Source organism: Dietzia sp. Alg238-R159 (assembly GCF_900537145.1).
GTDB classification, from domain to species: Bacteria; Actinomycetota; Actinomycetes; order Mycobacteriales; family Mycobacteriaceae; genus Dietzia; species Dietzia kunjamensis.
In genome coordinates, this window is sequence record NZ_UNRI01000004.1 from 102,206 (window position 1) to 126,230 (window position 24,025).

General features: G+C 73.1%; 21 protein-coding genes. 2 read left to right on the forward strand and 19 right to left on the reverse strand.

Going from position 1 to position 24,025, the window contains the following annotated elements; translation table 11 throughout:
* Positions 1-3: 3 nt before the first annotated feature.
* The 4 genes from rarD to lspA all read right to left on the reverse strand — a co-directional run bounded on the left by rarD (position 4) and on the right by lspA (position 3,460).
* Positions 4-909, reverse strand: coding sequence for an EamA family transporter RarD (gene rarD / locus G6R20_RS11565; RefSeq protein WP_120285928.1), 906 nt, complete (start codon positions 907-909; stop codon positions 4-6).
* 145 nt (positions 910-1,054) lie between these two features.
* Positions 1,055-1,843 carry a hypothetical protein gene (locus G6R20_RS11570; protein ID WP_240341423.1) on the reverse strand — a complete coding sequence of 263 codons (789 nt, stop codon included), beginning with the start codon at positions 1,841-1,843 and terminating at the stop codon, positions 1,055-1,057.
* Positions 1,840-2,766, reverse strand: a complete 927-nt coding sequence (locus G6R20_RS11575) for an RluA family pseudouridine synthase (protein ID WP_163376505.1) — start codon at positions 2,764-2,766, stop codon at positions 1,840-1,842. The genes G6R20_RS11570 and G6R20_RS11575 overlap by 4 nt, the downstream gene beginning before the upstream one ends.
* Entirely contained in the window at positions 2,759-3,460 is a 702-nt protein-coding gene (gene lspA / locus G6R20_RS11580) for a signal peptidase II (RefSeq protein WP_163376506.1), read from the reverse strand. Before lspA ends, G6R20_RS11575 begins: the two co-directional genes overlap by 8 nt.
* Positions 3,461-3,530: 70 nt before the next feature.
* Between lspA and G6R20_RS11585 the strand changes: the two genes are divergently transcribed.
* Complete coding sequence (locus G6R20_RS11585; protein WP_240341424.1) at positions 3,531-4,541, forward strand: hypothetical protein; 1,011 nt, start codon at positions 3,531-3,533, stop codon at positions 4,539-4,541.
* Positions 4,542-4,592: 51 nt separating this feature from the next.
* Here the strand turns inward: G6R20_RS11585 and G6R20_RS11590 are convergent, their stop codons facing one another.
* A complete protein-coding gene (locus G6R20_RS11590; protein WP_163376508.1) occupies positions 4,593-5,084 on the reverse strand; it encodes a hypothetical protein in 492 nt (163 codons plus the stop codon).
* Between the two features lie 162 nt (positions 5,085-5,246).
* On the opposite strand from G6R20_RS11590, the gene G6R20_RS11595 reads away from it, so the two are divergent.
* Positions 5,247-6,290: an asparaginase gene (locus G6R20_RS11595; RefSeq protein ID WP_240341425.1), complete on the forward strand. Its 1,044-nt coding sequence runs from the start codon at positions 5,247-5,249 to the stop codon at positions 6,288-6,290.
* Between the two features lie 242 nt (positions 6,291-6,532).
* Here the strand turns inward: G6R20_RS11595 and G6R20_RS11600 are convergent, their stop codons facing one another.
* From G6R20_RS11600 to murD, 14 genes are all read right to left on the reverse strand, one after another.
* The gene (locus tag G6R20_RS11600; protein ID WP_163376509.1) at positions 6,533-7,987 is read right to left on the reverse strand and encodes a DNA polymerase IV; all 1,455 of its coding nucleotides are present in this window, start codon (positions 7,985-7,987) and stop codon (positions 6,533-6,535) included.
* A gap of 13 nt (positions 7,988-8,000) precedes the next feature.
* Entirely contained in the window at positions 8,001-11,210 is a 3,210-nt protein-coding gene (gene ileS, locus G6R20_RS11605; RefSeq protein WP_205475846.1) for an isoleucine--tRNA ligase, read from the reverse strand.
* Positions 11,211-11,494: 284 nt separating this feature from the next.
* On the reverse strand, positions 11,495-11,707 hold the full coding sequence (locus tag G6R20_RS11610) for a hypothetical protein (RefSeq protein ID WP_159148521.1): 213 nt from the start codon (positions 11,705-11,707) through the stop codon (positions 11,495-11,497).
* Positions 11,708-11,870: 163 nt separating this feature from the next.
* Positions 11,871-12,902, reverse strand: coding sequence for a DivIVA domain-containing protein (locus G6R20_RS11615; protein ID WP_067713797.1), 1,032 nt, complete (start codon positions 12,900-12,902; stop codon positions 11,871-11,873).
* A 132-nt stretch (positions 12,903-13,034) separates the two neighbouring features.
* Positions 13,035-13,334 carry a YggT family protein gene (locus G6R20_RS11620; RefSeq protein ID WP_082923774.1) on the reverse strand — a complete coding sequence of 100 codons (300 nt, stop codon included), beginning with the start codon at positions 13,332-13,334 and terminating at the stop codon, positions 13,035-13,037.
* 75 nt (positions 13,335-13,409) lie between these two features.
* Entirely contained in the window at positions 13,410-14,105 is a 696-nt protein-coding gene (locus G6R20_RS11625) for a cell division protein SepF (protein WP_119193278.1), read from the reverse strand.
* Between the two features lie 77 nt (positions 14,106-14,182).
* A complete protein-coding gene (locus G6R20_RS11630) occupies positions 14,183-14,911 on the reverse strand; it encodes a YggS family pyridoxal phosphate-dependent enzyme (protein ID WP_119193277.1) in 729 nt (242 codons plus the stop codon).
* A gap of 47 nt (positions 14,912-14,958) precedes the next feature.
* Positions 14,959-15,681: a peptidoglycan editing factor PgeF gene (gene pgeF / locus G6R20_RS11635; RefSeq protein ID WP_163376510.1), complete on the reverse strand. Its 723-nt coding sequence runs from the start codon at positions 15,679-15,681 to the stop codon at positions 14,959-14,961.
* A gap of 11 nt (positions 15,682-15,692) precedes the next feature.
* Complete coding sequence (ftsZ, locus tag G6R20_RS11640) at positions 15,693-16,901, reverse strand: cell division protein FtsZ (protein ID WP_163376511.1); 1,209 nt, start codon at positions 16,899-16,901, stop codon at positions 15,693-15,695.
* 206 nt (positions 16,902-17,107) lie between these two features.
* The gene (locus G6R20_RS11645) at positions 17,108-18,034 is read right to left on the reverse strand and encodes an FtsQ-type POTRA domain-containing protein (RefSeq protein ID WP_240341426.1); all 927 of its coding nucleotides are present in this window, start codon (positions 18,032-18,034) and stop codon (positions 17,108-17,110) included.
* Positions 18,035-18,047: 13 nt separating this feature from the next.
* A complete protein-coding gene (gene murC, locus G6R20_RS11650; protein ID WP_163376583.1) occupies positions 18,048-19,499 on the reverse strand; it encodes a UDP-N-acetylmuramate--L-alanine ligase in 1,452 nt (483 codons plus the stop codon).
* Positions 19,500-19,636: 137 nt separating this feature from the next.
* A complete protein-coding gene (gene murG / locus G6R20_RS11655) occupies positions 19,637-20,779 on the reverse strand; it encodes an undecaprenyldiphospho-muramoylpentapeptide beta-N-acetylglucosaminyltransferase (protein WP_163376512.1) in 1,143 nt (380 codons plus the stop codon).
* On the reverse strand, positions 20,776-22,503 hold the full coding sequence (gene ftsW, locus G6R20_RS11660; RefSeq protein ID WP_163376513.1) for a putative lipid II flippase FtsW: 1,728 nt from the start codon (positions 22,501-22,503) through the stop codon (positions 20,776-20,778). The genes murG and ftsW overlap by 4 nt, the downstream gene beginning before the upstream one ends.
* 4 nt (positions 22,504-22,507) lie before the next feature.
* Positions 22,508-24,025 (reverse strand): UDP-N-acetylmuramoyl-L-alanine--D-glutamate ligase, encoded by a 1,518-nt coding sequence (gene murD, locus G6R20_RS11665; protein WP_163376514.1) that lies wholly within the window; start codon positions 24,023-24,025, stop codon positions 22,508-22,510.

Sequence of the window (24,025 nt, forward strand, 5' to 3'; positions counted from 1 at the left end):
CTCCTACGACTCGTCCGGGCCAGTGTAGGTCGGATCCCCGACAGTCCCCGAAACCCCAGCGCGGGCCGAGCGTGGCTGCCTGCCGGCCAGCGTGAATGCGATCACCGCGACCCAGATGAGCGCGAACCCGACCCACTGCACGGCGTCGAGCCGCTCGCCCACGACGAGCAGTCCCCAGGCCATCTGCAGCACCGGGACGATGTACTGCAGCATGCCCACGGTCGCCAGCGGGATGCGCTGCGCGGCCACGGCGAACAGCAGCAGCGGCACCACGGTGACGAGCCCGGCGGTGGCCAGCAACACCGAATGCCCGGCGCCGTCGGTGGTGAACGTGCCCGCGCCGGTCGCACCCAGCCACAGCAGCAGGGCCAGCGCGAACGGGGCGATCACCAGCACCTCGCCCGTCATCCCGATCACCGGGTCAACGCGCAGCTTCTTCTTGAGCACGCCGTACATGCCGAAGCTCATCGCGAGGATCACCGAGAGGTACGGGAAATGGCCGTATCCGGCGGTGAGGACCCCGACGGCGACGACGGCGAGGGCCACCGCGAGCCACTGTGGGCGATTGAGTCGTTCGCGGAACAACAGGACGCCCAGCAGGACACTGACCAGCGGGTTGATCGTGTACCCGAGGGCGGCCTCGGTGACGCGCTCGGAGTTGACCGCATACACGTACACGCCCCAATTGGCGGTGATGAAGACGGCGGCCCCGCCGACCCGGGCCCACGAGACGCGGTCGATGGCCCACAGGTCGCGCCAGCGCCGCAGCACGGTGAGCACGACGGCCATGACGACGAGCGACCACACGATCCGGTGGCCGACGATCTCGACGGCGCCGGCGGGCTCGAGCAGCGGGAAGAACGCGGGGAAGAACCCCCAGAGGGTGTACGCGGCGATGCCGGCGACCATCCCGCCGGCCACAGACTTCTCGCTGTTGCTCACCCGCCGGCTCGGCCCCTCGCTGCTCACCGGCGCAACCCTAGCCAGGCCCCGGATCGGCCCCGCACATCGAGCCCTTTCGGGGGTGGGGGCCAGTCAGACGGGCGGGGACCGGTCAGGCGGCCGGGACGGGGCCGCCGTCGGGCAGCGGGTACGCCGCGTCGACCTGCTGCGGCTGCAGCGGGCGGACGGCGAAGCGTTCCCATACCGCGTCCGGCGGCAGGGCCTCGACCGCGCGGACCCACGGTTGGTCGGCCACCGCGCGCAACTGCTCGGTGGTGCCGCGGGCGAGCAGCCCGATGATCGCCGGCTCACCGGCACGGATCCGCGAGACGGTGAGGGCGGCGGTGGCGGCTGCCCGCCCGGCGTCGGGCGGCTGCGGCACCCCGGGCCCGGACGGAGGTCCGGCGTCGAGCCGCCGGGCCACCTGCTCGAGGCCGCGGTGGAAGACGGGCTCGCGCCCCGACTCCCCCGCCACCGGCTCGGCCAGGGTCACCCCGGTGACGGGCATCGCGACCCCGTCGACCGGCACCTGCACGTACAGACCCGAGACGCGCGGCAGTTCCCGGACCACGCCGACCGCCTCGGGGACCGTCCACGCCCAGCCTGCGGTCACGAGGGCCCAGCGACGGGCGTCGGGGTCGGAGGCGAGGGCCTCGTCGTCGTCGTCATCTCCGCCGGAACCCCGTGCGGCATCCCCCCCGCCGCCCGCGGTGACCAGCGAGTCGGCCGCGCGGGCGAGGTAGTCCTCGACGCGTTCGCCGTCCTCGGGTCCCAGGGCGTCGGTCATCACGCCAGGGCTGCGGGGCGGGTCGGTGCGCAGCGCGGTGAGGATCGCGACCAACGCCACCACGATCACGACTCCCACGCCGGCGATCTTCAGCACCCGCGCGGCGAGGGTCATGCCGAGCGCAGGACGTCGATCGCGTGCTGGAGGTCGTCGGGGTAGGTACTGGTGAAGTCGACGCGCGAGCCGGTGCCCGGATGTTCGAAGCCCAGCCCCACCGCGTGCAGCCACTGCCGCTCGAGGCCGAGCCGCCTGGCCAGGACCGGGTCGGCGCCGTAGGTGAGGTCGCCGGCGCACGGGTGGTGCAGCGCGGAGAAGTGCACGCGGATCTGGTGGGTGCGGCCGGTCTCGAGCTTGACCTCCACCAGCGTCGCGGCCTGGTGCGCCTCGAGCGTGTCGTAGTGGGTGATCGAGTGCTTGCCGTCGGAGGTGACGGCGAAGCGCCAGTCCGACGAGGTGTGCCGGCCGATCGGCGCGTCGATGGTCCCCGACAGCGGATCGGGGTGGCCCTGCACCAGCGCGTGGTAGGTCTTGTCCACGGTCCGGTCACGGAACGCCCGCTTGAGCAGCGTGTACGCCCGCTCCGACGCCGCCACCACCATCAGGCCGGATGTGCCGACGTCCAGGCGGTGGACGATCCCCTTGCGCTCCGGCGGGCCGGAGGTGGAGATGCGGTACCCGGCGGCGGCCAGGCCGCCGATCACCGTGGGGCCGGTCCAGCCCACCGACGCGTGCGCGGCGACGCCGACGGGTTTGTCGACGACGACGATGTCCGCGTCCGAGTACAGGACCGCCATCCCCTCGACCGGCTCGGCGACCACGGCGGGCTCGGCCCGCGGTTCGGGCATCTCGACCTCGATCCAGGACATCCCGGTGAGCTTGTCGGACTTGCCCACGGCGTGCCCGTCGAGCAGGACCTTGCCCTCGCCGGCCAGGTCTGCGACCGCGGTCCGCGAGATGCCCAGGAGCCGGGAGACACCGGCGTCGACGCGCATGCCGTCGAGCCCGTCGGGGACGGGGAAGGTGCGGACCTCACCCATCGGCGGGGTCCTTCTCGTGGGCGGGGGCGGCGGGGTCGGCAGGGGCCTTCTTGTCGCCGGCGAGCGCCTCGGACACCCGCGAGCCGTCGAAGTCGACGTTGCGGAACACGGCCACGGCCACCACGATCACGCCGGTGACCAGGCTGGCGTCGGCCACGTTGAACACGGGCCACCAGCCAACGGACATGTAGTCCACGACGTGGCCCTGCAGGATGCCGGGCGCACGGAAGTAGCGGTCCACCAGATTGCCGGCGGCGCCGCCCAGGATCAGTCCGAGGCCCCACGCCCACCACCGGGAGTGGACCCTGCGGGAGAACCACAGCAGGCCCGCCACCACCACGGTGGCGACGATGCTCAACACCACCGTGAACTCGGTGCCCATGGAGAACGCGGCGCCCGGGTTGCGCAGCAGGACCAGACGAACCGTGTCGCCGATGAGCTCGATGGGCCTCGAGTCCTCCAGGTTCGCCACGGCCAGGACCTTGGCGATCTGGTCTACGGCGACGATCAGCGCGGCGATCACCAGCATGACCACCGGCCCGCCCCGGAAGTAGTGGGGCGCACGGTTGTGAGGCGCGGGGTCGTGGGGCGCGGGGTCGTGGGGCGCGGTGCTCGCGGGTGAGTCACCCTGTGGCGCCGCGCTGCCGGGCGTGGGCCCCGACGCGTCGGGCGGCGTCCCGTTGGTCTCCGTCATGGGCTCCAGTATCCCTGATCCCGCCGCGGGCCCGGCGGCGCCGGGTGGGCGACCCTCTAGGCTCGGGGCCGTGGACCCGCGATCGACCGTCTCCCCCGGCCCCTCCCGAACCGCTCGTCGCGGTCACCGTCTCCTCGCGGCGGCGCTGGCCGTGACGCTGGTGGCCGGCACCTCCGCGTGCGCCGGGGACGATGCCGCGGACCCCGCCGACGGCGGCCCGGGCTCGTCCGCCGCAGAGGGGACGGATGCCCTCGAGCCCGAGGTGACCGTCGACCCCGGTCCCGCCCCGGTCGTCGACCTCATCGACGCCGGGGAGGGCGAGCGGCGGGTCCTGGCCTATGCCCCCTCGCGCGAACCGTCGGTCGTCGCGATCACCCGCTCGGCCACCTCGCGAACCGAGGTCCCGGGAGCCGAGCCGCGCACCGACGACACCCCGGCGCAGACACTCACCGTGGAGGGGCGATCGGAGCCCGACGTCGACGGCGCGCAGCGGGCGACCGTGACCGCGCGGGAGTTCACCTCCGTGGACGAACTCCGCAACGCCCAGTTCTCCACCGCCCCCGGGTTCACCGTGACCTGGACCCGCAGCGCCGACGGCATCGTCCGGGAACTGTCGCTGGCGGCCCCCTCGGGGGCCACCGACGCCGCCCGAGCCGGAGTGGAGATCACCGCGAACGCGGTCTCGGACGCGACCGTGGCGTTCCCCACCGAGGAGATCGGCGTCGGTGCCCGGTGGACCGTCACCCGCCGGGTCGACGACGCCGTGGCCCCGACGAGGGTCACCACCTACGACCTGGTCGACCTCGACGGCGACGTCGCCACCGTCCGGTCGAGTACCACCGCTCCCGACCCGGCGGGCACCCTGGCCGCCCCGGCCCCCGACGGCGGGCCGGGCGTGACCCTCGACGTGGAGTCCTACGAGGTCTCCGGCTCGGGCGAGCTCACGGTGGACCTGCGCGCCCCGGTGCCCGTCGGCGGAACCACCGAGTCCTCGACGCGGGCCGTCTACGTCGATCCCGGCTCGGGACGACGCACGACCTACGACGAGGACTCGGTGCTGCGGTTCCGCAGCGTGGACTGACGCTGGTCAGGCCTCGCTGTCAGGCCGGGCTGACGGCGCGCTGACGTGCGGTCAGGCCGCGGCGCACGTGGCCGGCGGCTCCAGCCCGGCGTTGGTGATGAGCGCGCAGGCGAACGCCTTCTGCAGCTGCCACTGACCACCCTGGTTGATGAACTGGGCCTGGACGTTGATGTCCTCCTGGCCCGGCTGGGAGATCACCGCGTTGGCGATGAGCGTGCCGGGGATGTCCCCCTCCGCCGCGCCGGTGATCGTCACCTCGGCGCCCTGCTCGGCCTTGAGGGCGGCGATCTGGTCGAAGATCTCGGGCGCCTCCGCGCCCCCCTCCACCAGGTCAACCTTCTCCTCCACCGGCACCGCGGGGTCGGAGGCCCGGTCGAGCAGCTGGGTCAGCTCCTCGGCGGTGGGCACGGTGGTCTCCTGCGCGCTCGTGGTGGGCGCGGGGGCGGTCTCGCGCCCACCGTCGTCTTCACCTCCGCAGGCGGCGAGGCCACCCAGTGCGAAGGCGGACAGGGAGACTGCGGCGATGGTCCGTCGAAGACTCACGCGGGGTCCTTTCGTCGAGATGTGCGGCACCGGGCATGCGGTACCGAGCCGGGCATGGCTCCGGGCCGGGTCACCGGCCCAACGAACATCGGTGAGCCATTGTTCCATCGTCAGCGGCCGGGATGGTTGACGCCGGGCCGCCCGCACACCACTGTGGAGCGGGTGACCAGCGCCGAGACCAGCACCGATACCCCCCACATCGTGATCTGCACCACGGGAGGCACGATCACCGCCTCGACCACGCCGGAGGGAGCGGTCGTGGCCGGGGACTCCGACCCCGCGACCCAGGCCATGCTCGACGGCCTGCGGGCGGTGCTGCCGGACCAGATCACCGTGAGCGCGCGCGCCGTGCTCGACGCCGACTCCTCCACGTTCGGCCCGGCCGAGTGGGACCTGCTGGTCGACGCGGTGGGTGACGTGCTGTCCGATCCGGCGGTGTCGGGGGTCGTGGTGACCCACGGGACCGACACCCTCGAGGAGACCGCCATCGCCCTCGATCTGCACCACGACGACCCGCGGCCCGTCGCGCTCACCGGGGCCCAGCGTCCCGCCGACCACCCCGAGGCCGACGGGCCCGCCAACCTCCTGGACGCGGTCCTGCTGGCCGCCGACCCCGTCTCCCGCGACCTGGGGGTGCTGGTGGTCCTGGGCCGGGCCATCCTGCAGGCCCGCGGCGTGCGCAAGTGGCACACGACCGATCCCATCGCCTTCGCCCGCAACTCGCCCGAGCATCCGGTCGAGGACCTGCCCCCGGAGCTCGAACGCCCCACCCTGACCGGCCGGGCCCGGTTCGCCGACACCCGCGTCGACGTCGTCGCCTGCCCAGCCGGCGCGGACGCGGTCGCGGTGCACGCGTGTGTCGATGCCGGCGCCCGCGGGCTGGTCCTGGAGGGGTCGGGATCCGGCAACCTGCCCCCGCTCGTCGCGGACGCGGTCGCACGGTTGGCGGACGACCGGCCGGACATCGTGGTGGTGGCGTCCAGCCGGGTGCCGCGGGGTGAGGCGACCTCGACCTACGGCGGCCCGGGCGGTGGCGCGGAGCTCGCCGCTCGTGGCGTGCTGAGCTGCGGATACCTGCGATCCGGGCAGGCCCGGGTCCTGCTCGCCGCGCTCCTGTCCACCGCGGGCAGTGCAGACGGCGCCGGCGGCGACGGTGCGGCCGCAGAGGTGCGCCGACAGTGGGGGCGCTACCACCTCTACAGCTGACGAGCAGACGTCGCCGGTTGCGGGGCCGGCGGTTGCGGGGCTGGCGGGGCGCCGGCGGGCGTTCACGCAGCGCAGGGCAGAGAGGCAGCGCGGTCAGCCGGGGGTGTGCTGGCGCCCTGCCCGCCCCGCCGCAGCCGCACGCGCCCATGGCGTCTCGCGTGCCCCGCGGCGGGGGCGAGGCGCCATCTCGAGGAGCGGCTGCAGCAGGGCCGGGCGTCGGCGGGCGGCGCGGGGCCGCCGGGTCACCAGCCGAGGGAGTCCAGCGGGTCCGCGGGCTCGAGGTCCGGATCGTCCTCGGCGAACGTGCGCATCCGGCCCGGGCCCGTCACCGCAGTCTCGAACCGCACCGACACCCGCCCGTGCCCCGAGCCCTGGACCCAGCCGTGCCCGAACTCCGGGTGTCGCACGTCCGCGCCCGTCTCGAAACGCCGGTGCCCGGCCTGCCGCCACGCCCCGATCGCCGGGAGTTCCCCTGCCCCCCGTCCGTCGGCCGCCCCCTCGTCCGCGGGTCCGGTCCCGTCGTCGGCCGGTTCGGACTCGTCGGTGGTGACGGTGGTGCCCACTCCGACGATGTCGGGCAGGTCCTCGTCGTCGTCCTGTTCCGACCGGTCCACGGGGACGAACTCCTGCTCGAACAGCGCGTCCTGGTAGTGATCGGTGAGGCCGGACACCCCCACGCCCAGCAGGCGGATCGCCCCGAAGTCGACGGGGTCCGGGGCGAGCGAGCGCGCCACCGCGATGATCGTCTCCAGCGACGTGGTGCCCACCGGCAACGTGTACGAACGGGTGATCGAGGTGAAGTCGCTGCGCTTGACCTTGACCGTCACCGTCCGCGCCGCACGGCCGTCGGAGAGCAGCCTGCGATGCGCCGCCTCAGCCGCTCGACGGACCGCGGCCGCGACCTGACCCGACGTCGTGAGATCGGCGGCGAACGTGCTCTCGGCGCTGATCTGCTTGGCCTCGGCCCGCTCGTGCACCGGCCGGTCGTCGTAGCCCCGCGCGATCCGGGCGATCGCCGGGCCGACCGTCTTGCCGAGCGCGTGGGCCACGTCGTCGTCGTCCATCGCCGCGAGGTCGCCGATGGTCGCCACCCCGAACTGCGCCAGCCGCTCCCCCGCCACCGGACCCACTCCCCACAGGCTCCGCACCGGCAACGGGAACATCACCTCGGCGTGGTCGCGGCGTGGCACCACCACCACACCGTCCGGCTTGGCCAGCTCCGAGGCGATCTTGGCGTACTGCTTGCCCGCCCCCGCCCCCACCGACGCCGGGAGCCCGGTCGCCGCACGGATGGCGGCACGCAACTCCTGCGCCCACTGTCGGGTGCGGTCGGCGTCGGCACCCCGCAGCTCCGGAGGCTCGAGGAACGCCTCGTCCACGGAGATCTGCTCCACGACCGGCGCGTGCTCGGCGAACACCTCGACCACCCGGCGGCTCAGGGCCCGGTAGACCGGCATCCGCGGCGAGACGAACACCGCGCCCGGCCCCACCAGGCGCCGCGCCTGGTGTGAGGGCATGGCCGAGCGGGCACCCTTCGCTCGCGCCTCGTAGGAACACCCCGCCACCACACCGCGGCCGCCCTGACCGCCCACGAGCACCGGCCGACCCCGCAGGGTCGGCCGGGTCAGCTGCTCGCAGGACGCGAAGAACGCGTCCATGTCCACGTGCAGGACCCAGCGGTCCTGCCCGCCACCCATGACGAGCCGCCGGTCAGACCCGAGCCAGCGTCATCCGGACGCCCTCGGCGAGCTCGACCGGGTCCCCGTCTGCCGGGTCCAGTGCGTCGACCACGGCGAAGTCGCTGGCCAGCACCTCGCCAGCGATGAGCTGCGCGTGACGGTCCGCCCACTCACGGCGGGCGGCCGGCACCTCCATGCGCACCCGGATGCGGTCGGAGATGTCGAAACCGGCACCGCGGCGGGCCTCCTGGATCTCGCGGATCCGGTCCTTGGCCCAGCCCTCGGCCTCGAGCTCCTCGGTGACCGTCAGGTCCAGCACCACCAGGCCGGCACCGCCGGGCAGCGCCGACGTGGACTCGGGATCGGCGGCCACGAGCCGGTGCTCGTACTCGCCCTCCTGCAGCTCGACGCCGCCGGCGACCACGACGCCGTCGGTCTCGGTCCAGTCACCGGACTTGGCGGCCTTGATGCAGGCCTGGACCTGCTTGCCCAGCCGCGGGCCGGCAGCGCGCGCGTTGACCGCCAGTTCCATCCGCCCGTGAGTGGCCACGTCGCTGGTGAGGCGCACCTCGCGGACGTTGACCTCGTCGGCGATGAGACCGGTGAACGGCTGGAGCCGCTCTGCGTCGGGCATGGCCACCGTGAGCGAGCTGAGCGGCAGGCGCACCCGCAGGTGCTTGGCCTTGCGGATCGAGGACACGGTGGAGCACACGTCGCGCACGGCCTCCATCGCCTCGACCAGGTCGGCATCGTGCGGCAGCTCATCGGCGGCCGGCCAGTCCACCAGGTGCACCGACTCCTCACCGGTGAGCCCGGTCCACACGACCTCGCTCATCAGCGGCAGCAGCGGCGCGGCGAGGCGCATGGTGGTCTCGAGCACCGTGTAGAGGGTGTCGAAGGCGTCGCGGGAATCCTGGCCGCTGTCCTCGCCGGCCCAGAACCGGGAGCGCGACCGGCGGACGTACCAGTTGGTCAGGGCGTCGGCGAACAGGCGCAGCTCGTCGCAGGCCGCGGCGATGTCGGTGGCGTCCAGCGCCTCGGTCATGGCGTCGCGCGTGGACGCCAGGCGGGACAGGATGTAGCGGTCCAACACGTGCTCCGAGTCCGTACGCCAGGTGGCCCGGCGGGAGGCGTACAGCTGGAAGAAGCTGTAGGAGTTCCACAGCGGCAGCATGGCCTGGCGGACGCCCTCGCGGATGCCCTGCTCGGTCACCACGAGGTTGCCGCCCCGCAGGATCGGCGAGCTCATGAGGAACCAGCGCATGGCGTCCGAGCCGTCGCGGGAGAACACCTCGTTGACGTCCGGGTAGTTGCCCTTTGACTTGCTCATCTTGAGACCGTCGTTGCCCAGGACGATCCCGTGGGCGGCGACATGGGTGAACGCGGGACGGTCGAACAGCGCGGTGGCCAGCACGTGCAGGGTGTAGAACCAGCCGCGGGTCTGCCCGTTGTACTCGACGATGAAGTCACCCGGGTTGTGGGTCTCGAACCACTCCTTGTTCTCGAAGGGGTAGTGGACCTGGGCGAACGGCATCGACCCGGACTCGAACCAGCAGTCGAACACGTCCGGGATGCGGCGCATGGTGGACTTGCCGGTCGGGTCGTCCGGGTTGGGCCGGGTCAGCTCGTCGATGTACGGGCGGTGCAGGTCGGTGGGCCGGACGCCGAAGTCGGCTTCCAACTCGTCGAGGGACCCGTAGACGTCGACCCGCGGGTAGGCGGGGTCGTCGGACTCCCACACCGGGATCGGGGCGCCCCAGTAGCGGTTGCGGTTGATGTTCCAGTCGCGGGCGCCCTCGAGCCACTTGCCGAACTGGCCGTCGCGCACGTGCTCCGGCATCCAGGTGATGTGCTCGCGGTTGAGCTCGACCATGCGGCCCCGGAACGCGGTGACCTTGACGAACCACGCGGGCAACGCCATGTAGATGAGCGGCTGGCCGGAGCGCCACGAGTGCGGGTAGGAGTGCTCGATGGTCTCGTGGCGGATCAGACGGCCATCGGCCCGCAGATCGCGGGAGATGGGCGCGTTGGCGTCGAAGACGAGCTGCCCGGCGTACGGCGGCACCTCGGTGGTGAACTTGCCGTCCGGGCCCACCGGGATGACGAGCTCGATCCCGGCGGCGTCGCAGGCGTCCTTGTCCTCCTCACCGAAGGCGGGCGCGAGGTGGACGACGCCGGTACCGGACTCGGTGGTGACATAGTCGGCCGAGAGCACGACGTGCGCACCCGCGTGACCGGCGAAGAAGTCGAACGGCGGGGTGTACCGCAGGCCCACCAACTCAGAGCCCTTGACGGTCGTCACGACCTCCGCGTCCTCACCGAACTCGGCGGCGTAGACGCCGCGACGGGCCTCGGCGATGACGAAGCTCCGCCCGGCGAACTCACCGGAGTTGACCCTGACCACCGAGTAGTCGATCTCGGGGTGGACGGCGGCGGCGAGGTTGGAGGGCAGGGTCCACGGCGTGGTGGTCCACACCAGTGCCTCGGCGCCGTGGAACGGGCTGTCCTGACGGGCCTCCAGTGGCAGCCCGACGGTGACGGCCGGGTCCTGACGCATCTTGTAGGCGTCGTCCAGGCGGGTCTCCTGGTTGGACAGCGGCGTCTGCTCGTACCAGGAGTACGGCAGCACGCGGAAGCCCTTGTAGATCAGCCCCTTGTCGTAGAGCCGCTTGAAGGCCCACAGCACGGACTCGGTGAAGTCGATGTCGAGGGTCTTGTAGTCGTTGTCGAAGTCCACCCAGCGGGCCTGGCGGTGGACGTACTTCTCCCACTCGTCGGTGTACTGCAGCACCGACATCTCGCAGGCGTTGTTGAACTCGGCCAGGCCCATGTCGAGGATCTGGGACTTCTCGGTGATGCCGAGCTGCTTCTCGGCCTCGAGCTCGGCGGGCAGGCCGTGGCAGTCCCAGCCGAACCGGCGCTCGACCCTGTACCCACGCATGGTGCGGTAGCGCGGGACGACGTCCTTGACGTACCCGGTGAGCAGGTGACCGTAGTGGGGCAGGCCGTTGGCGAACGGGGGCCCGTCGTAGAAGACGTACTCCTGCGCGTCCGCACGGTTACGGATGGACTCGCGGAACGTGTCGCGCTCGTCCCACCGCTGCAGGACCGTCTCCTCGAGGGCGGGGAACGACGGCGTCTGGGACGTGGCGCCCCCGGCGAGGTCGAGCACGGGGTACGCGCTGCCGGTGGCAGCGGGCTCGCCGTCGGCGGGTTCGGTCGCTACGGGTTCGGTGCTCATGTGGGCGGACTCCTCGCGTACGGGGCCCGCACGAGTTCGCATCCGTGGGGCCGTCAGGCCTGCGCTCGGGGACGAACCGGATCGCGTCTGGCGCGTTCCGTCCGCGGTACCACCCCGTTTGGCGACGACGTGCGACGCCCACTCGTGGGTCGGGCTGTGACGGGCTCCCCCGTTCGGTTCTACTGAGCGGTCCCCGCCGTGCGGGGTCCCACCGTTCTTCCGAGCACTCCCCGGTGATGGCCGGATCTCCGCGCGTCCGGCTCACGACCGAACAGGCTCCGATATTACCCGTCGGTGCGGGCGTCCGCCTCTTCCGAGGTCATCCGCGGCTCGCGGTCGCGCTCGGCGCGCCCACGGACCAGGTCGGCCAGCAGCAGGATGAGCCCCAGGGCTCCGACGACGATACACGCCCACGCCCACCCGATCTGACCTGTCGCGACGGCCGCCACGAGGAAGGCGAAACCGAGGACCGTCAGTCCGAGCGCGGCGACGAGCATCCGTGCCTCCTGGTGGGCGAATCCTGGTGTTGGGCGAATTCTGGGAGCTGTGCGATGGGAAAGGGGGTCGCACCGTCGGTGGCCCCGTCCCCTCCCCCCGAATATACGTCGGTCCCCGCACCCTTGGGCAGGGGCGGGGACCGCATCGGTCACGCGGAGTGGATCACTCGGCGCGGTGACCGCCGTCCTTCTTTGCCGACTGGTCGGACGAGCCGGGAGCGCCGGCACTGCCGGTACCCTCGCCGGCCGCGGACGAGGCCGCCGGGCCGCCCGGGGTGGACGAGGCCGCAGTGGCCGCCGGGGCGGCCGGGGCGGCCGATCCGGTCTTGCCGAGCTCCGAGAGCTGGTTCTCCAGGTAGCTGGTGAGGCGGCTGCGGTAGTCCTTCTCGAACGTCCGCAGCTGGTCGATCCGGCTCTCGAGCACGCCACGCTGCTGGTTGATGGTGGCCATGATCTCGGTGTGCTTGCGCTCGGCGTCGGCCTGCAGGGCGTCGGCCTTCGCCTGCGCCTCCTTGACCTGCTGCTCGGACCGGGCCTGGGCGTCCTTGACGATGCCGTCGGACTTGCTCTTGGCCTCGGTGAGGATCTTGTCGGCCTCCTTGCGGGCGTCGCCGACCATCTTCTCGGACTGGGACTTGGCGTCGCCGACCAGGCGATCGGACTGGGACTTGGCGTCGCCCACCAGCCGGTCGGACTCGCTGCGGGCCTTGGCCATGAGTCCGTCGGACTCCTTCTTGGCCTCGCCGGTGAGCCGGTCGGCCATCTCCTGGGCCATGGCCAGGACGCGGGCGGCGCGCAGGTGGGTCTCGTTGTTGGCGGCGCCGTCGTCCTCGCTCTTGCCCAGCGACGGGGTCGCGGCGGCCGGAGTCGGGGTGGTCGGCGCGGCGGCCGCGGCAGGTGCGGGCGCGGGGGTCGGCGCGGGCGCCGGGGCGGCCGGCTGCTGTGCCGTACCCGAGCCGCCGGTGGCGGCGCCGGAGGATTTGCCGGACTCGTCGGCGGCCTTGCGCGCCTTCTCGAGATCCTTGGTGAGCTCCTCCACCCGCTGGCGGAGGTCCTCGTTGTCCGAGACGAGTTCCGCGAGCTCCGTCTCGACCAGGTCGAGGAACTGGTCGACCTCGTCCTCGTTGTAGCCCCGCTTGCCGATCGGCGGCTTGGAGAACGCGACGTTGTGCACATCGGCTGGAGTCAACGGCATGGGATACCCCTCGTGGTCGTCTCGGGTGCCGGCCCGGCGTTGTCGCACCGGACCCGCGACTTCATTACTACCTTAACGGTGGCCAATCTAGTCACAATCGGCCCGCGCGTCACCAGCGGCCGCAACGGGGCCTCACGCCACGCTCATCATGAGGCCACGCAGGATCACCTGGATGACGATGATGATGACGAAGAGCACCAGCACCGACAGGTCCAGCGAGATCTGTCCCAAGCGCACGGGCTTGATGACCTTCCGCAGCGCCTTGACCGGCGGGTCCGTGACGGTGAACAGCCACTCCAGTACCACGGCGAGGACGCCACGGGGGCTCCACCCGCGGGAGAACGAGGCGATCATCTCGACCACGATCCTGGCGAGGAGCATGTACCAGAAGATCTGGGTGATGATGTAGAGGACCAGCAGGATTTCACGCACGGTGTAACCCTACTGGCCCGCGACGCCGCGCCGTCACCGGCGTCCTGTCGGCCGTGGTCAACGGGGTCGGCTGCGTCAGCGCCGGAAGGCGCCGTTGACGGCGTCGCGGACCTCGGCCTCGGTGAGGTCCATGCCGGCGGGCTGCAGGAGGAAGGTCCGCTCGCGGTCGGCGACCTTCTCCATGCGGCCGTCGAGGCCGAAGACGAGTCCGGCGGCGAAGTCCACCATGCGGCGCGCATCCCCGGAGGCCATGGTCGAGAGGTCCAGCACGACGGCGCGGCCGGCGCGGAAGTGCTCGCCGAGGCTCTTGCCGTCGCCGAAGCCGCGGGGGCGCTCCACAACGGTCTCGGGCACGGTCACCAGTCCGTCCTCCACGAAGTCCTCCTCGGGCGCGAGCGCGACGGCGCCGCGGGTGGCGGGAACGCCGCGCAGGGTGGCGCGGGCCCCGGTCTCGGCGGCGTGGTAGCGGCGCGGGCGGGGGGCCGGCTCGTCGATGTCACCGCGACGCGGGGCGACCGGGCGCTCGTCGACCGGGTCGAGGTCGGCGATCCGGGTTCGGGGGGCGGGCTCCTCCAGGTACCGGTCGGCGGCGTAGCCGTAGTCGTCCCGACGGTCGCGGGCGATCGGGCCGAGGTCGTCCGTCTCGTGGATGCCGCGGGGGGCACGCACGTCGTGGTGGACGGGCCGGTCGTAGTCGTCGAGGTACTCGTCGTCGTACGCCGCGACGGGCGCCATTCCGAAGTACTCCTTGAACCGGGCGATTGCGCTCATCTTCCGGGACCTTCCTGGTAACGGGGTCGTCGCGGGCGTGTGTTCTTCGCGGGCGGGTGTCCCCGCGAGGCTGGCTCTCAAACTACTGGTCGGGGGCCGAGGATGGCCGTTCCGACACGCACGCAGGTCGAACCCGCGGCGACCGCCTCCTCGATGTCCCCGGACATCCCGGCGGAGAACTCCACCGCGTCGGGGTGATCGCGGCGCAGCGCGGCCGCGACCTCGGCGGCGTCGGCGAAGTGGGCGCTCGCCTCGCCCTCGAGCGGGGGGACGACCATGAGCCCGGCCAGGCGCAGGTGGCCGAGACCGGCCACGTGGTCGGCGAGGCCGGGCAGGTCCTCACGAGCGATTCCGCCGCGCGAGGTGTCACCGTCCAGGCTCAGCTGGATCAGGACGGGCAGCGGGGTGACGTCGTCGCGCTCCCCGGCGGCGCGGGCGCGGCCCTTCTCGAGGCCGTCGGCGACCTTGGCCGAGTCGACGGAGTGGACGCGGTCGGCCCACCCGGCCACCGCAGCGGCCTTGTTGGACTGGATGTGACCCACCATGTTCCAGCGCACCGCCGCGGCCAGCTCGGCGTCGGCGGCGGCCAGATCGGAGACCTTCGCCGCGGCCTCCTGGACGCGGTTCTCCCCGACGTCGCGCACCCCGAGGCGGGCGAGCCGGACGACGTCGGTGACGGGGTGGAATTTGGTGACGACGACGAGGTCGACCTCGTCGGCCCGTCCCGCGGCCGCCCGGGCCGCGTCCAGACGCTGCCGGGTCGCGGCGAGTCTGGTGGCGAGTTCGTCCGCCCTGGGATCGGTCATGTCCCCTCTTCCTCCTCCCGGCCGGCGGGTGCGCCGGCCCCGGGTCTCTACTGCTGCCGCCAGATCACGCTGGCCTGGCGCCCGGTCCGCCCCTGTCGACGATAGGAGAACAGTGACTCCTCGGCGATCGTGCAGCGCGGGTCGGAGTCGACGCGGGTGACGCCGAGCCCGGCGAGTTGGCGCGTGATGCCCCGACGCAGGTCCACCCCGGGGGTCCCCGCGACGGTCCGGGCGCGGCTGCCGGGCAGGGCGGCCTCGACCTCGTCCACCATCTCGGGGGGCAACTCGTAGTGCTCCCCCGCCGCGGCGGGTCCGAGGAGCACGGTGATGCGCTCGGCCCGGGCGCCCAGGGAGGTCATGGCCCCGATGAGCGACGGGACGATCCCGCCGACGGCGCCGACCCGGCCCGCGTGCACGGCCCCGATCACCCCGGCCTCGGAGTCCGCGGCCAGGACCGGGACGCAGTCGGCGGTGAGTACCGCCAGCGCCAGGCCCGGCCGGTCGGTCACCAGGCCGTCGGTGGCCGGGACCGTGCCGCCCGTCGGGCGGGTGACGCGGGCGATACGGGTGCCGTGGACCTGGTCCATCCACACGACGTCGGTCGCGGGCAGGCCGAGTCGACGGGCGAGCCGCGCCCGGTTGGCTGCCACCGCCGCCGGGGCGTCCCCGACGTGGTCACCGAGGTTGAACGAGTCGAAATCTCCGGTCGACGCGCCGCCGCGGCGGTCGGTGACCACCCGGCGTACGCGCCCCGAGCCGTCGGGTGCCATGGATCGGACCGTCAGTGCCGCATGAACGGCGGCACGTCGATGTCGTCGTCCTCGTCACGGCGGCGGGACGAGGATCCCGCGGCCGGAGCCGCGTTGCCGGCCGAGGAGCCGGGACCCGGGTAGGCCGACTCGTCGCGGCGCCGGCCGTCGAGGGGGGTCGAGCCGAGTTCGGAGGCACCGCCGGTGTCACCGGAGGCGCCGGGGACCGACTCGTCGTCGTCGAGGTGGTGGCGGCCGCGACGCGACTGTCCCGCGCCGGCGGTAACCGGACGGGACCCGCCGTCGAACCCGGCGGCGATGACGGTCACTCGGACCTCGTCTCCGAGCGAGTCGTCCACGACGGTGCCGAAGATGATGTTGGCCTCCGGGTGCGCCTCCTCCTGCACGAGCGTGGCGGCCTCGTTGATCTCGAACAGCCCCAGGTCGCTGCCGCCCGCGATGGACATGAGCACGCCCTTGGCGCCCTCCATCGTGGTCTCGAGGAGCGGGGAGTTGATGGCGGCCTCGGCGGCCTTGAACGCGCGTCCCTCCCCGCGGGAGGAACCGATGCCCATGAGGGCGCTGCCCGCCCCGGACATGACGCCCTTGACGTCGGCGAAGTCGACGTTGATCACGCCGGGCGTGGTGATGAGGTCGGTGATGCCCTGGACGCCGTTGAGGAGGACCTCGTCCGCGGTCTTGAAGGCCTCCATCATCGACACGCCCGCGTCGCCGAGCTGGAGCAGGCGGTCGTTGGGGATCACGATGAGCGTGTCGCAGGCCTCGCGGAGCTGGTCGATGCCGGTGTCGGCCTGGCCTCCGCGGCGCTTGCCCTCGAACGAGAACGGGCGGGTGACCACGCCGACCGTCAGGGCGCCGAGCTTGCGGGCGATCGCGGCCACGACGGGCGCGCCGCCGGTGCCGGTCCCGCCGCCCTCACCGGCGGTGACGAAGACCATGTCGGCCCCCTTGAGGACCTCCTCGATCTCGTCCTTGTGGTCCTCGGCGGCCTTGCGACCGACCTCGGGGTCCGCGCCGGCGCCCAGCCCGCGGGTGAGCTCGCGGCCGACGTCCAGCTTGACGTCGGCGTCCGACATGAGGAGGGCCTGCGCGTCGGTGTTCACGGCGATGAACTCGACGCCCTTGAGCCCCTCGTCGATCATCCGGTTGACCGCGTTGACGCCGCCTCCGCCGATCCCGACGACCTTGATGACTGCGAGGTAGTTGTGCGGTGAGCTCATCGAGGCCCGGCCTTCCTATGGGGGTGTCGTGCTCGGTTGCATGCTGTCTCGACGAAAGTTCCGCGAGCCTAAAGTCTCACCCTCTAGTTGAGGGTTAAACTTGCTGGTCAGAGGCCTTTTCCGCCGTCTGCACACACGGTAGGTCCAGCAGCCCCGCGCGTCCACGAGGCTCGCGGGCGTGTCGTGTCCACCGGCTCGCGACCGGGCTACCGCGAGGCCGGCAGCGCGGGGTTGGACACGTTCCAGATCTGGCCCGGTTGCTCGAGCACCATCTGCAGGGCGACGGCCTTCTCGTGATCCCGTCCCGCCGCACCCCATTCCACGATCCGCCCGTCGGCGAGTGTGAGGACGATGGACGCGGGGGTCTCCACCTCGACCGAGGCGATCTCCTGACCCGCGGTGCCGCGCACCTCGGCGAACACGGTCGCCAGATCGCGGACGATCGACGGCAGGTCCGCGCCGGCCGCGTCCCCCACGGTGAGCAGGGGCGTGCCGGGCGGGGGCTCACCGGGGCCGAAGTCGATGCCCTGGGCGTCCACGAGGTGCCGGGTCCCGTCGACCTCCACGACCACCAGTGCGGTGCGCTCGATCAACTCGATCCGCAGCCCCGAGGGATAGTCCCGCTTGACGGTCACCTGGTCGACCCGCGGGAGTCCGGCCACCCGCCGCGCGACGGCATGCGTGTCCACCTGGAGGAGCGGGGTCCCGGGGACCACGGCGGCGCGCTCGGTCACCACCTCGGACGGGATCGACCGGGTGCCCTCGGCGCTGACCTCGCGGACCGAGAACACCGGCAGGAAGTACAGGGCGATGTAGCCGAGGAGCAGCACCACCAGTGCCACCCCGAGTCCGGCGTAGATGCGGTTGGTGCGTCGGCGGCGCCGCCGCAGCCGCGCGCGGACGGCCGGGTCGGAGTGCCGGACCCGCTCGTCGGAGCTGCGGACGGAGGCCGCGGCGAGCCGGCGGTCCGGGTCATCCGTGGACGTGGCCTCCGGGCCTCCCTCGGACGCCCGGTCCCCCGCTCCCCCGTCGGCGGTCGGGTGGCCCGGCACGTCATCCGGCGTGTCGTCCGGCCCGCCGGGACGTGCATCGAGGGGTGCGTCGTCCGGACGGTCCCCGGGTACGTCGGTCACCGCGCGGCCCTCCTCACGAACCCTGGCCCGACGGAGCCCGGCCGGCGACGATTCGCGGACCGAGCGTGGTGATGTCCCCCGCCCCGAGGGTGAACACCACGTCGTCGGCCTCGAGCAGCCCGAGCACGGTGGCGAGCGCGGAGTCCAGGTCGGGCACGTGCTGCACGGGGACCGTCACGTGCCGCGCGACGGATCCGCCGTCGATGCCGGGTTCGGGCTGCTCGCGGGCGCCGTAGACGTCGAGCACCACGACCCGGTCGGCCAGTGAGAGCGCCCGGCCGAACTCCTCGGCGAAGATGCGGGTTCGCGAGTACAGGTGCGGCTGGAAGACGGCGACCAGTCGACCGCCGTCCGTCTCGACGATCTCCCTCGCCGCGCCGAGGACCGCCGCGACCTCGGTCGGGTGGTGCGCGTAGTCGTCGTAGACACGCGCGCGCCCGCCTCCGACGACGGCCTCCCCCTTGGGTTCGAATCGTCGTCCCACTCCCCCGAACCCGGACAGACCCGCGAGGAACCCGTCCGTCTCGAACCCGGAGGCGCCGATGCCGCTGGCGGCGATCCCGTCGGCGGCGGTCACCTCGCGCGCGGCGAGCAGGGCGGCGAGGGCGTTGAGCGCCATGTGTTCGCCGGGGGTCCCGACGTGCAGTTCGCCGTGGGGGACACCGTCGAGCATGAGGTCGGCGCGGGTGCCGGCGGAGTCGACGACGATATCCGAGAGTTCGCCCGACACCGGCAGATCGGGGACCGGCCCGTCGGAGGTCCGGTATCCCAGCACGCGGACGCCCGCCGTCGCGGCCCGCCGGGCGCGCTCGGCGGCGCCCTCGTCGTCCAGGCACACCACCAGCGCGCCGGTGGCGGGGATACGGGCGAGGAAGGTGTCGAACACCTCGTAGTAGGCCTCGGCGGTGCCGAAGTGGTCGAGGTGGTCGGGCTCGGCGTTGGTGAGGATGACCACGTCGGGGTCGTAGTGTACGAGCGAGCCGTCGGACTCGTCGGCCTCGGCGACGAACACCGGGTCGCTGCCGCCGCGGGCGTTGGTCCCGAACTGCAGGACGGTGCCGCCCACCGCGAAGGACGGGTCCGAGCCGGCGGCGAGCATGCCGGCGATGAGCATCGACGTCGTCGAGGTCTTGCCGTGCGTGCCACAGACCATGATCGAGCGGCCCGACCGTGCCAGGTGTCCCAGCACCTGCGACCGCGTGACGACGGGGATCCCCGCGGCCCTCGCGGCCGCGAGCTCGGGGTTGTCGGCGGGGATCGCGGCCTTGGAGATCACGACGATCTCCGGCCGTGCACCGTGGGCCCCGAGCGCCTCGGCACTGTGCCCCACCCGCACGATCGCGCCCCGATCGGCCAGGGCCCGCAGGTCGGCCGAGTCGCGGGCATCGCTGCCCGAGACCGCGACGCCGTGATCGAGCAGGATCCGGGCCACCCCGGACATGCCGGCGCCGCCGATCCCGATCATGTGGACGCGGGTGAGGGTGGCGGGGACGTCATCGACGGACGCCGTGGCCGGCGGGACGGACGGGGTCGGCGGGGTCTGGTCGGTCGGCGGGGTCTGGTCGGTCGGCGGGGTCTGGTCGGTCGGCGGGGTCTGGTCGGTCAACGAGGGGCCTTTCCGGCGGCGTCGAGCGCGATCCGCGCCACGACCTCCGCCGTGTCTCGGGAGCCGCCGCTGACTGCGGCGGCGGACATCGAGTCCAGGCGGCCGCGGTCCAGCAGCAGCGGCAGGACCTCGGTCCGCAGGTAGTCGGTGGTCAGTGCGCCGTCCTCCACGAGGAGTGCGGCGCCGCCGGCGACCAGGTCGCGGGCGTTGAGGGCCTGCTCACCGTTGCCGTGCGGGAGCGGGACGAACACAGCGGGCAGTCCGACGGCGGAGACCTCGGCGACGGTGATGGCTCCGGACCGACACAGGATGAGGTCCGCGGCCGCGTAGGCCAGGTCCATCCGGTCGAGGTAGGGCACGGTCACGTACGGGGTGCCGTCGGCGGGCACCCGGGGGGCGTCCGCGACGTTCTTGGGGCCCACGGCGTGGAGGACGCCGACGCCGGCGCGGGAGAACTCCTCGGCGACGCCCGCCATCGCGGTGTTGAGCGAGCGCGCGCCCTGCGAGCCGCCGACCACGAGCAGGGTGGGGGCGTCGGGGTCGAGACCGAAGGCGGCGCGTGCCTCCGCGCGGAGTGCCGCGCGGTCGAGCGTGGCCACCGAACGCCGGACGGGATTGCCCACGACGCGAGCGTCGAGGCCCGAGCCGGTGACGGCGGCCAGCGTGGCGACGGCGAACCGGGCGCCGAGCTTGTTGGCGATGCCGGCGCGGGAGTTGGCCTCGTGGACGATGATCGGGATCCGACGTCGCCCGCCGGCGCCCGTCCGGCCCAGGGGGGCCGCCGCCGCGAGGTAGACCGGCACGCACGCGTAGCCGCCGAACCCGACGACGACGTCCGCCTCGGTGCGACGCAGGACGTCCCGCGCGCCCCGTACCGCCCGGAGCAGTCGGGTCGGCAGTCGGAACAGGTCGCCGCCGATGCTGCGCGGCAGCGGGACGGGGTCCACGAGTTCGAGTGGGACGCCCCGGCGCGGGACCAGCTCGGTCTCGAGCCCGCGCGGCGTGCCCACCGCGGTGACCCGCGCGGTGGGATCGAGGGCGGTGACGGCCTCGCCGACGGCGAGCGCCGGCTCGATGTGACCGGCGGTGCCGCCGCCGACCACCAGGACGGAGGGCCCGCCGGAGCGTGGGGCGCTCATCGCTCCCGTCCCCGGTGGATCGGGCTCGGGCGACCCGCGCCGGGGCTCTGTCGGGAGCCGGCGTCAGGGGCCGGGCGACGCGGCTGGCGACGCTCGGCCTCCCCGCGCACGGGCCGGGCGGTGCGGCCGGTCATCGCGGTGGCGCCGCGACGACGGTCCCGCGCGGCCTCGGCGGGGATGGGCATCGTCTCGTACGCCGGCGGCCTCGGGGTCCCCCGGGGCGGCCGCGGGACGGGGGCGGGCTGGGCCGTACGGCGGGCGCCCGCGGACCTGTCGCGTGGGGCGGGACCGCCGGTCCGCGGCGGCTGCGGCCTGGTCACCGGGTCCCCGAACCGGCGGGTGCCGGCGCTGGACCGTCCGGGCGTGGCGGAGGCCGGGACCGGCCGCTCGGGCGTGTAGGGCCGCGGGTCGGGCAGCGCGAGCCAGCTGCGCCGGCGCCGCGACGGGGAGCTGAGGATCGCGGAGATGGCCTCCGGCTCGTGGCGGGCACAGTTGGCGAGCAGCCCGAGCGAGGTCAGGGTGACGACCGCCGACGTGCCGCCGTTGGAGATCAGGGGCAGCTGCAGACCCGTCACCGGCAGCAGGCCGACCACATACCCGATGTTGATGAAGGCCTGGATGACGATCGTCGCGGTGACGGTGCCGGCGAGCAGGCGCCGGAACGGGTCGACCGACCGCAGCGCGACGCGCATGCCGACCCACCCGAGGGTGAGGTAGAGCGACACGACGACCGCGGCCCCGAACCAGCCCAGTTCCTCGCCGATGATCGCGAAGATGAAGTCGTTGGTGGCCTCGGGCAGGTAGAACCACTTGGCGCTGGACTGCCCCAGCCCGACGCCGAACAATCCGCCGTCGGCCAGCGAGAGCATGCCCTGGTACGACTGGTAGGCCGCGCCCTGGGGGTTGGAGAAATCTCCCCGGAAGGTGTCGAAGTAGGTCCGGATCCGCTCGAAGCGGTAGGCGAACGCCACGGCGAGTACGCCGAACACCACGACGCCGACCGCGATGACCCACACGAAGTGCCGGGTGGGGTACCCGGAGAACCACAGCACACACAGGAAGGCGATGGTCACCGCGGTGGCCATGCCCAGGTCGGGGGCGACGACGACGAGGACCGCCACGACGAGGTAGCCGACCACGGCCGGGAAGAGCAGATCGAGCCAGTACCCCGTTCGCATCCGCTTGGCGACCACCGAGCACGCCCAGAGGATGAAGGCGAACTTGGCGATCTCCGCGGGCTGGATCGAGAACAGCCCCAGGTCGATCCAGCCCTTCGACCCGTTGATCTCGGACCCGACCCCGGGGATCAGCACGGCCACGAGCAGTCCGATCGCGACCAGCAGCAGCGGGAACGCCGCGGCCCGGACCAGCTCGATGCGGACGCGCAGCGCCGTGACGAAGCCGACCCAGCCGATGAGGACGAAGAGCGCCTGGCGCAGGAAGATGTCGAACGGCGTGCCGCCGCCGGAGAAGGCGAGCACGTTGGAGCTGGACAGCACCATGCCCAATCCGATGACGGTGAGCAGGGCGGTGACCACCATGACCACGTGGTACGAGGTCAAGGGCGCGCGATTGATGGCGGCCAGGGGTGCGGCGATACGCCCGAGCAGGTCCGGTCGCGTCTCGGTGTCCGCGCGCTCGTGCTGTGACTTTTCACGCGCCGACTTCTCACGCGCCGGCTTCTCACGCGCCGGCTTCTGGCGCGCTGCCTTGTCGGTTGCCATTGCCCTACCTCCCGGCCACGCGGCCCACGGCGAGGACGAAGCTGCGCCCGCGGTGACCGTAGTCGGTGAACATGTCCATCGACGCGGCCGCGGGGGCGAGCAACACGGTGTCGCCTCCGGTGGCCATCCGTGCGGCCTCGGCGACCGCCCGGTCCATCGTCTGCTGCGGCTCGTCGGGACCCGCGGCATCGTCATCGTCTCCCGAGGCCAGCTCCACGACGGGCACCGCCGGCGCGTGTCGGGCCAATGCCTCGGCGATCCGCCCACGGTCGCGACCGATGAGGACCACGCCGCGCAGCACGCCCGAGACCTCGGCGACCAGCGGCTCCACGTCGGCGCCCTTGAGCAGGCCCCCGGCGATCCACACCATCGTCCCGCCCGCGAGCAGCGAGGTCCGGGCGGCGTGGGGGTTGGTGGCCTTCGAGTCGTCCACGTAGGCGACCCCGTCGATCGTGTCGACCGGCTCCGCGCGATGGGCGCCCACGGTGAAGCCCCGCAGGGCCTCGGCCACGTGCTCGGGTCGCGCGCCCACGGAGAGGGCGACGGCCGAGGCGGCGAGCGCGTCGAGCACGCCCGCGGGCCCGGCCGGGCGGACGTCCCCGGCGGGCAGCAGCGCCACCTCGTCGTCGTCGTCCTCGTCACCACCGCCGATCCGCGCGGTGAGAACGCCGTCGACCACGCCGCACTCCCCCGGACCGGGCGCACCGAGGCGCACCCCGATCGCGGTCGGGGCGGGCGCGGCGGCGAGCAGGCGCGCGGCGATCTCGTCGTCGGCGCCGGCCACGGCCACCCGGCCGGTGAGGACACGAGCCTTGGCGTCGGCGTAGGCCTGCATGGAGCCGTGCCAGTCGAGGTGGTCCTCGGCGACGTTGAGCACCACCCCGACGTCCGGGCGGCAGCTCGGCGCCCAGTGCAGCTGGAAGCTGGACAGCTCGGCCGCCAGCACGTCGACCCGGGGCTCGGCCAGCAGGACGTCCGTCACCGGCAGCCCGATGTTCCCGCAGGCGCGCGCGGCCATCCCGGACTCCAGGCAGATGGCCTCGAGCATCGAGGTGGTGGTGGTCTTGCCGTTGGTGCCGGTCACCGCGAGCCAGGTGCGTCGCGGCCCGAACAGTTCAGCGGCGTCGGCGCGCCAGGCCAGTTCGACATCACCCCACACCGGCACCCCGGCGTCGGCGGCGGCCAGCAGCAGCGGCGAGTCCGGCCGCCAACCGGGGCTCGTGATGACGAGGTCGACACGGCCCGGACCATCGGATCCGTCGAGGAGCTCGGCCGCGCGGTCGAGGTCGACGCCCGCACATCCGATGTCGTCCGGCAGCGCCTCGCGGAGTCGTGAGATGGCCTCGGGACGGGAGTCGGCGACGATCGGCTCGGCGCCCAGCGCGTGGAGGATGCGGACCGCGCCCGGGCCGGACACGCCCGCGCCCAGGACCAGCACGCGGGAGCCGGTCAGCTCGCGCACGTCGGGACCGGCGCCGGCCGCCGTGCCGGCGGTACCTGCGGTGTGGGTCGTGTCGGTCAT

What these genes read in the sequence shown, in the direction of transcription:
- G6R20_RS11625 (WP_119193278.1), bottom strand. Translation starts at nt 14,105, where the DNA reads ATGAGCGCAATCGCCCGGTTCAAGGAGTACTTCGGAATGGCGCCCGTC.
- rarD (WP_120285928.1), bottom strand. Translation starts at nt 909, where the DNA reads ATGGTCGCCGGCATCGCCGCGTACACCCTCTGGGGGTTCTTCCCCGCG.
- murD (WP_163376514.1), bottom strand. Translation starts at nt 24,025, where the DNA reads ATGACCGACACGACCCACACCGCAGGTACCGCCGGCACGGCGGCCGGC.
- ftsW (WP_163376513.1), bottom strand. Translation starts at nt 22,503, where the DNA reads ATGGCAACCGACAAGGCAGCGCGCCAGAAGCCGGCGCGTGAGAAGCCG.
- G6R20_RS11610 (WP_159148521.1), bottom strand. Translation starts at nt 11,707, where the DNA reads ATGCTCGTCGCCGCGCTCGGACTGACGGTCCTCGGTTTCGCCTTCCTC.
- G6R20_RS11615 (WP_067713797.1), bottom strand. Translation starts at nt 12,902, where the DNA reads ATGCCGTTGACTCCAGCCGATGTGCACAACGTCGCGTTCTCCAAGCCG.
- lspA (WP_163376506.1), bottom strand. Translation starts at nt 3,460, where the DNA reads ATGACGGAGACCAACGGGACGCCGCCCGACGCGTCGGGGCCCACGCCC.
- murC (WP_163376583.1), bottom strand. Translation starts at nt 19,499, where the DNA reads ATGATCGGGATCGGCGGCGCCGGCATGTCCGGGGTGGCCCGGATCCTG.
- G6R20_RS11600 (WP_163376509.1), bottom strand. Translation starts at nt 7,987, where the DNA reads ATGGGTGGCGGGCAGGACCGCTGGGTCCTGCACGTGGACATGGACGCG.
- ftsZ (WP_163376511.1), bottom strand. Translation starts at nt 16,901, where the DNA reads ATGAGCTCACCGCACAACTACCTCGCAGTCATCAAGGTCGTCGGGATC.
- G6R20_RS11575 (WP_163376505.1), bottom strand. Translation starts at nt 2,766, where the DNA reads ATGGGTGAGGTCCGCACCTTCCCCGTCCCCGACGGGCTCGACGGCATG.
- ileS (WP_205475846.1), bottom strand. Translation starts at nt 11,210, where the DNA reads ATGAGCACCGAACCCGTAGCGACCGAACCCGCCGACGGCGAGCCCGCT.
- G6R20_RS11570 (WP_240341423.1), bottom strand. Translation starts at nt 1,843, where the DNA reads ATGACCCTCGCCGCGCGGGTGCTGAAGATCGCCGGCGTGGGAGTCGTG.
- pgeF (WP_163376510.1), bottom strand. Translation starts at nt 15,681, where the DNA reads ATGGCACCCGACGGCTCGGGGCGCGTACGCCGGGTGGTCACCGACCGC.
- G6R20_RS11630 (WP_119193277.1), bottom strand. Translation starts at nt 14,911, where the DNA reads ATGACCGATCCCAGGGCGGACGAACTCGCCACCAGACTCGCCGCGACC.
- murG (WP_163376512.1), bottom strand. Translation starts at nt 20,779, where the DNA reads ATGAGCGCCCCACGCTCCGGCGGGCCCTCCGTCCTGGTGGTCGGCGGC.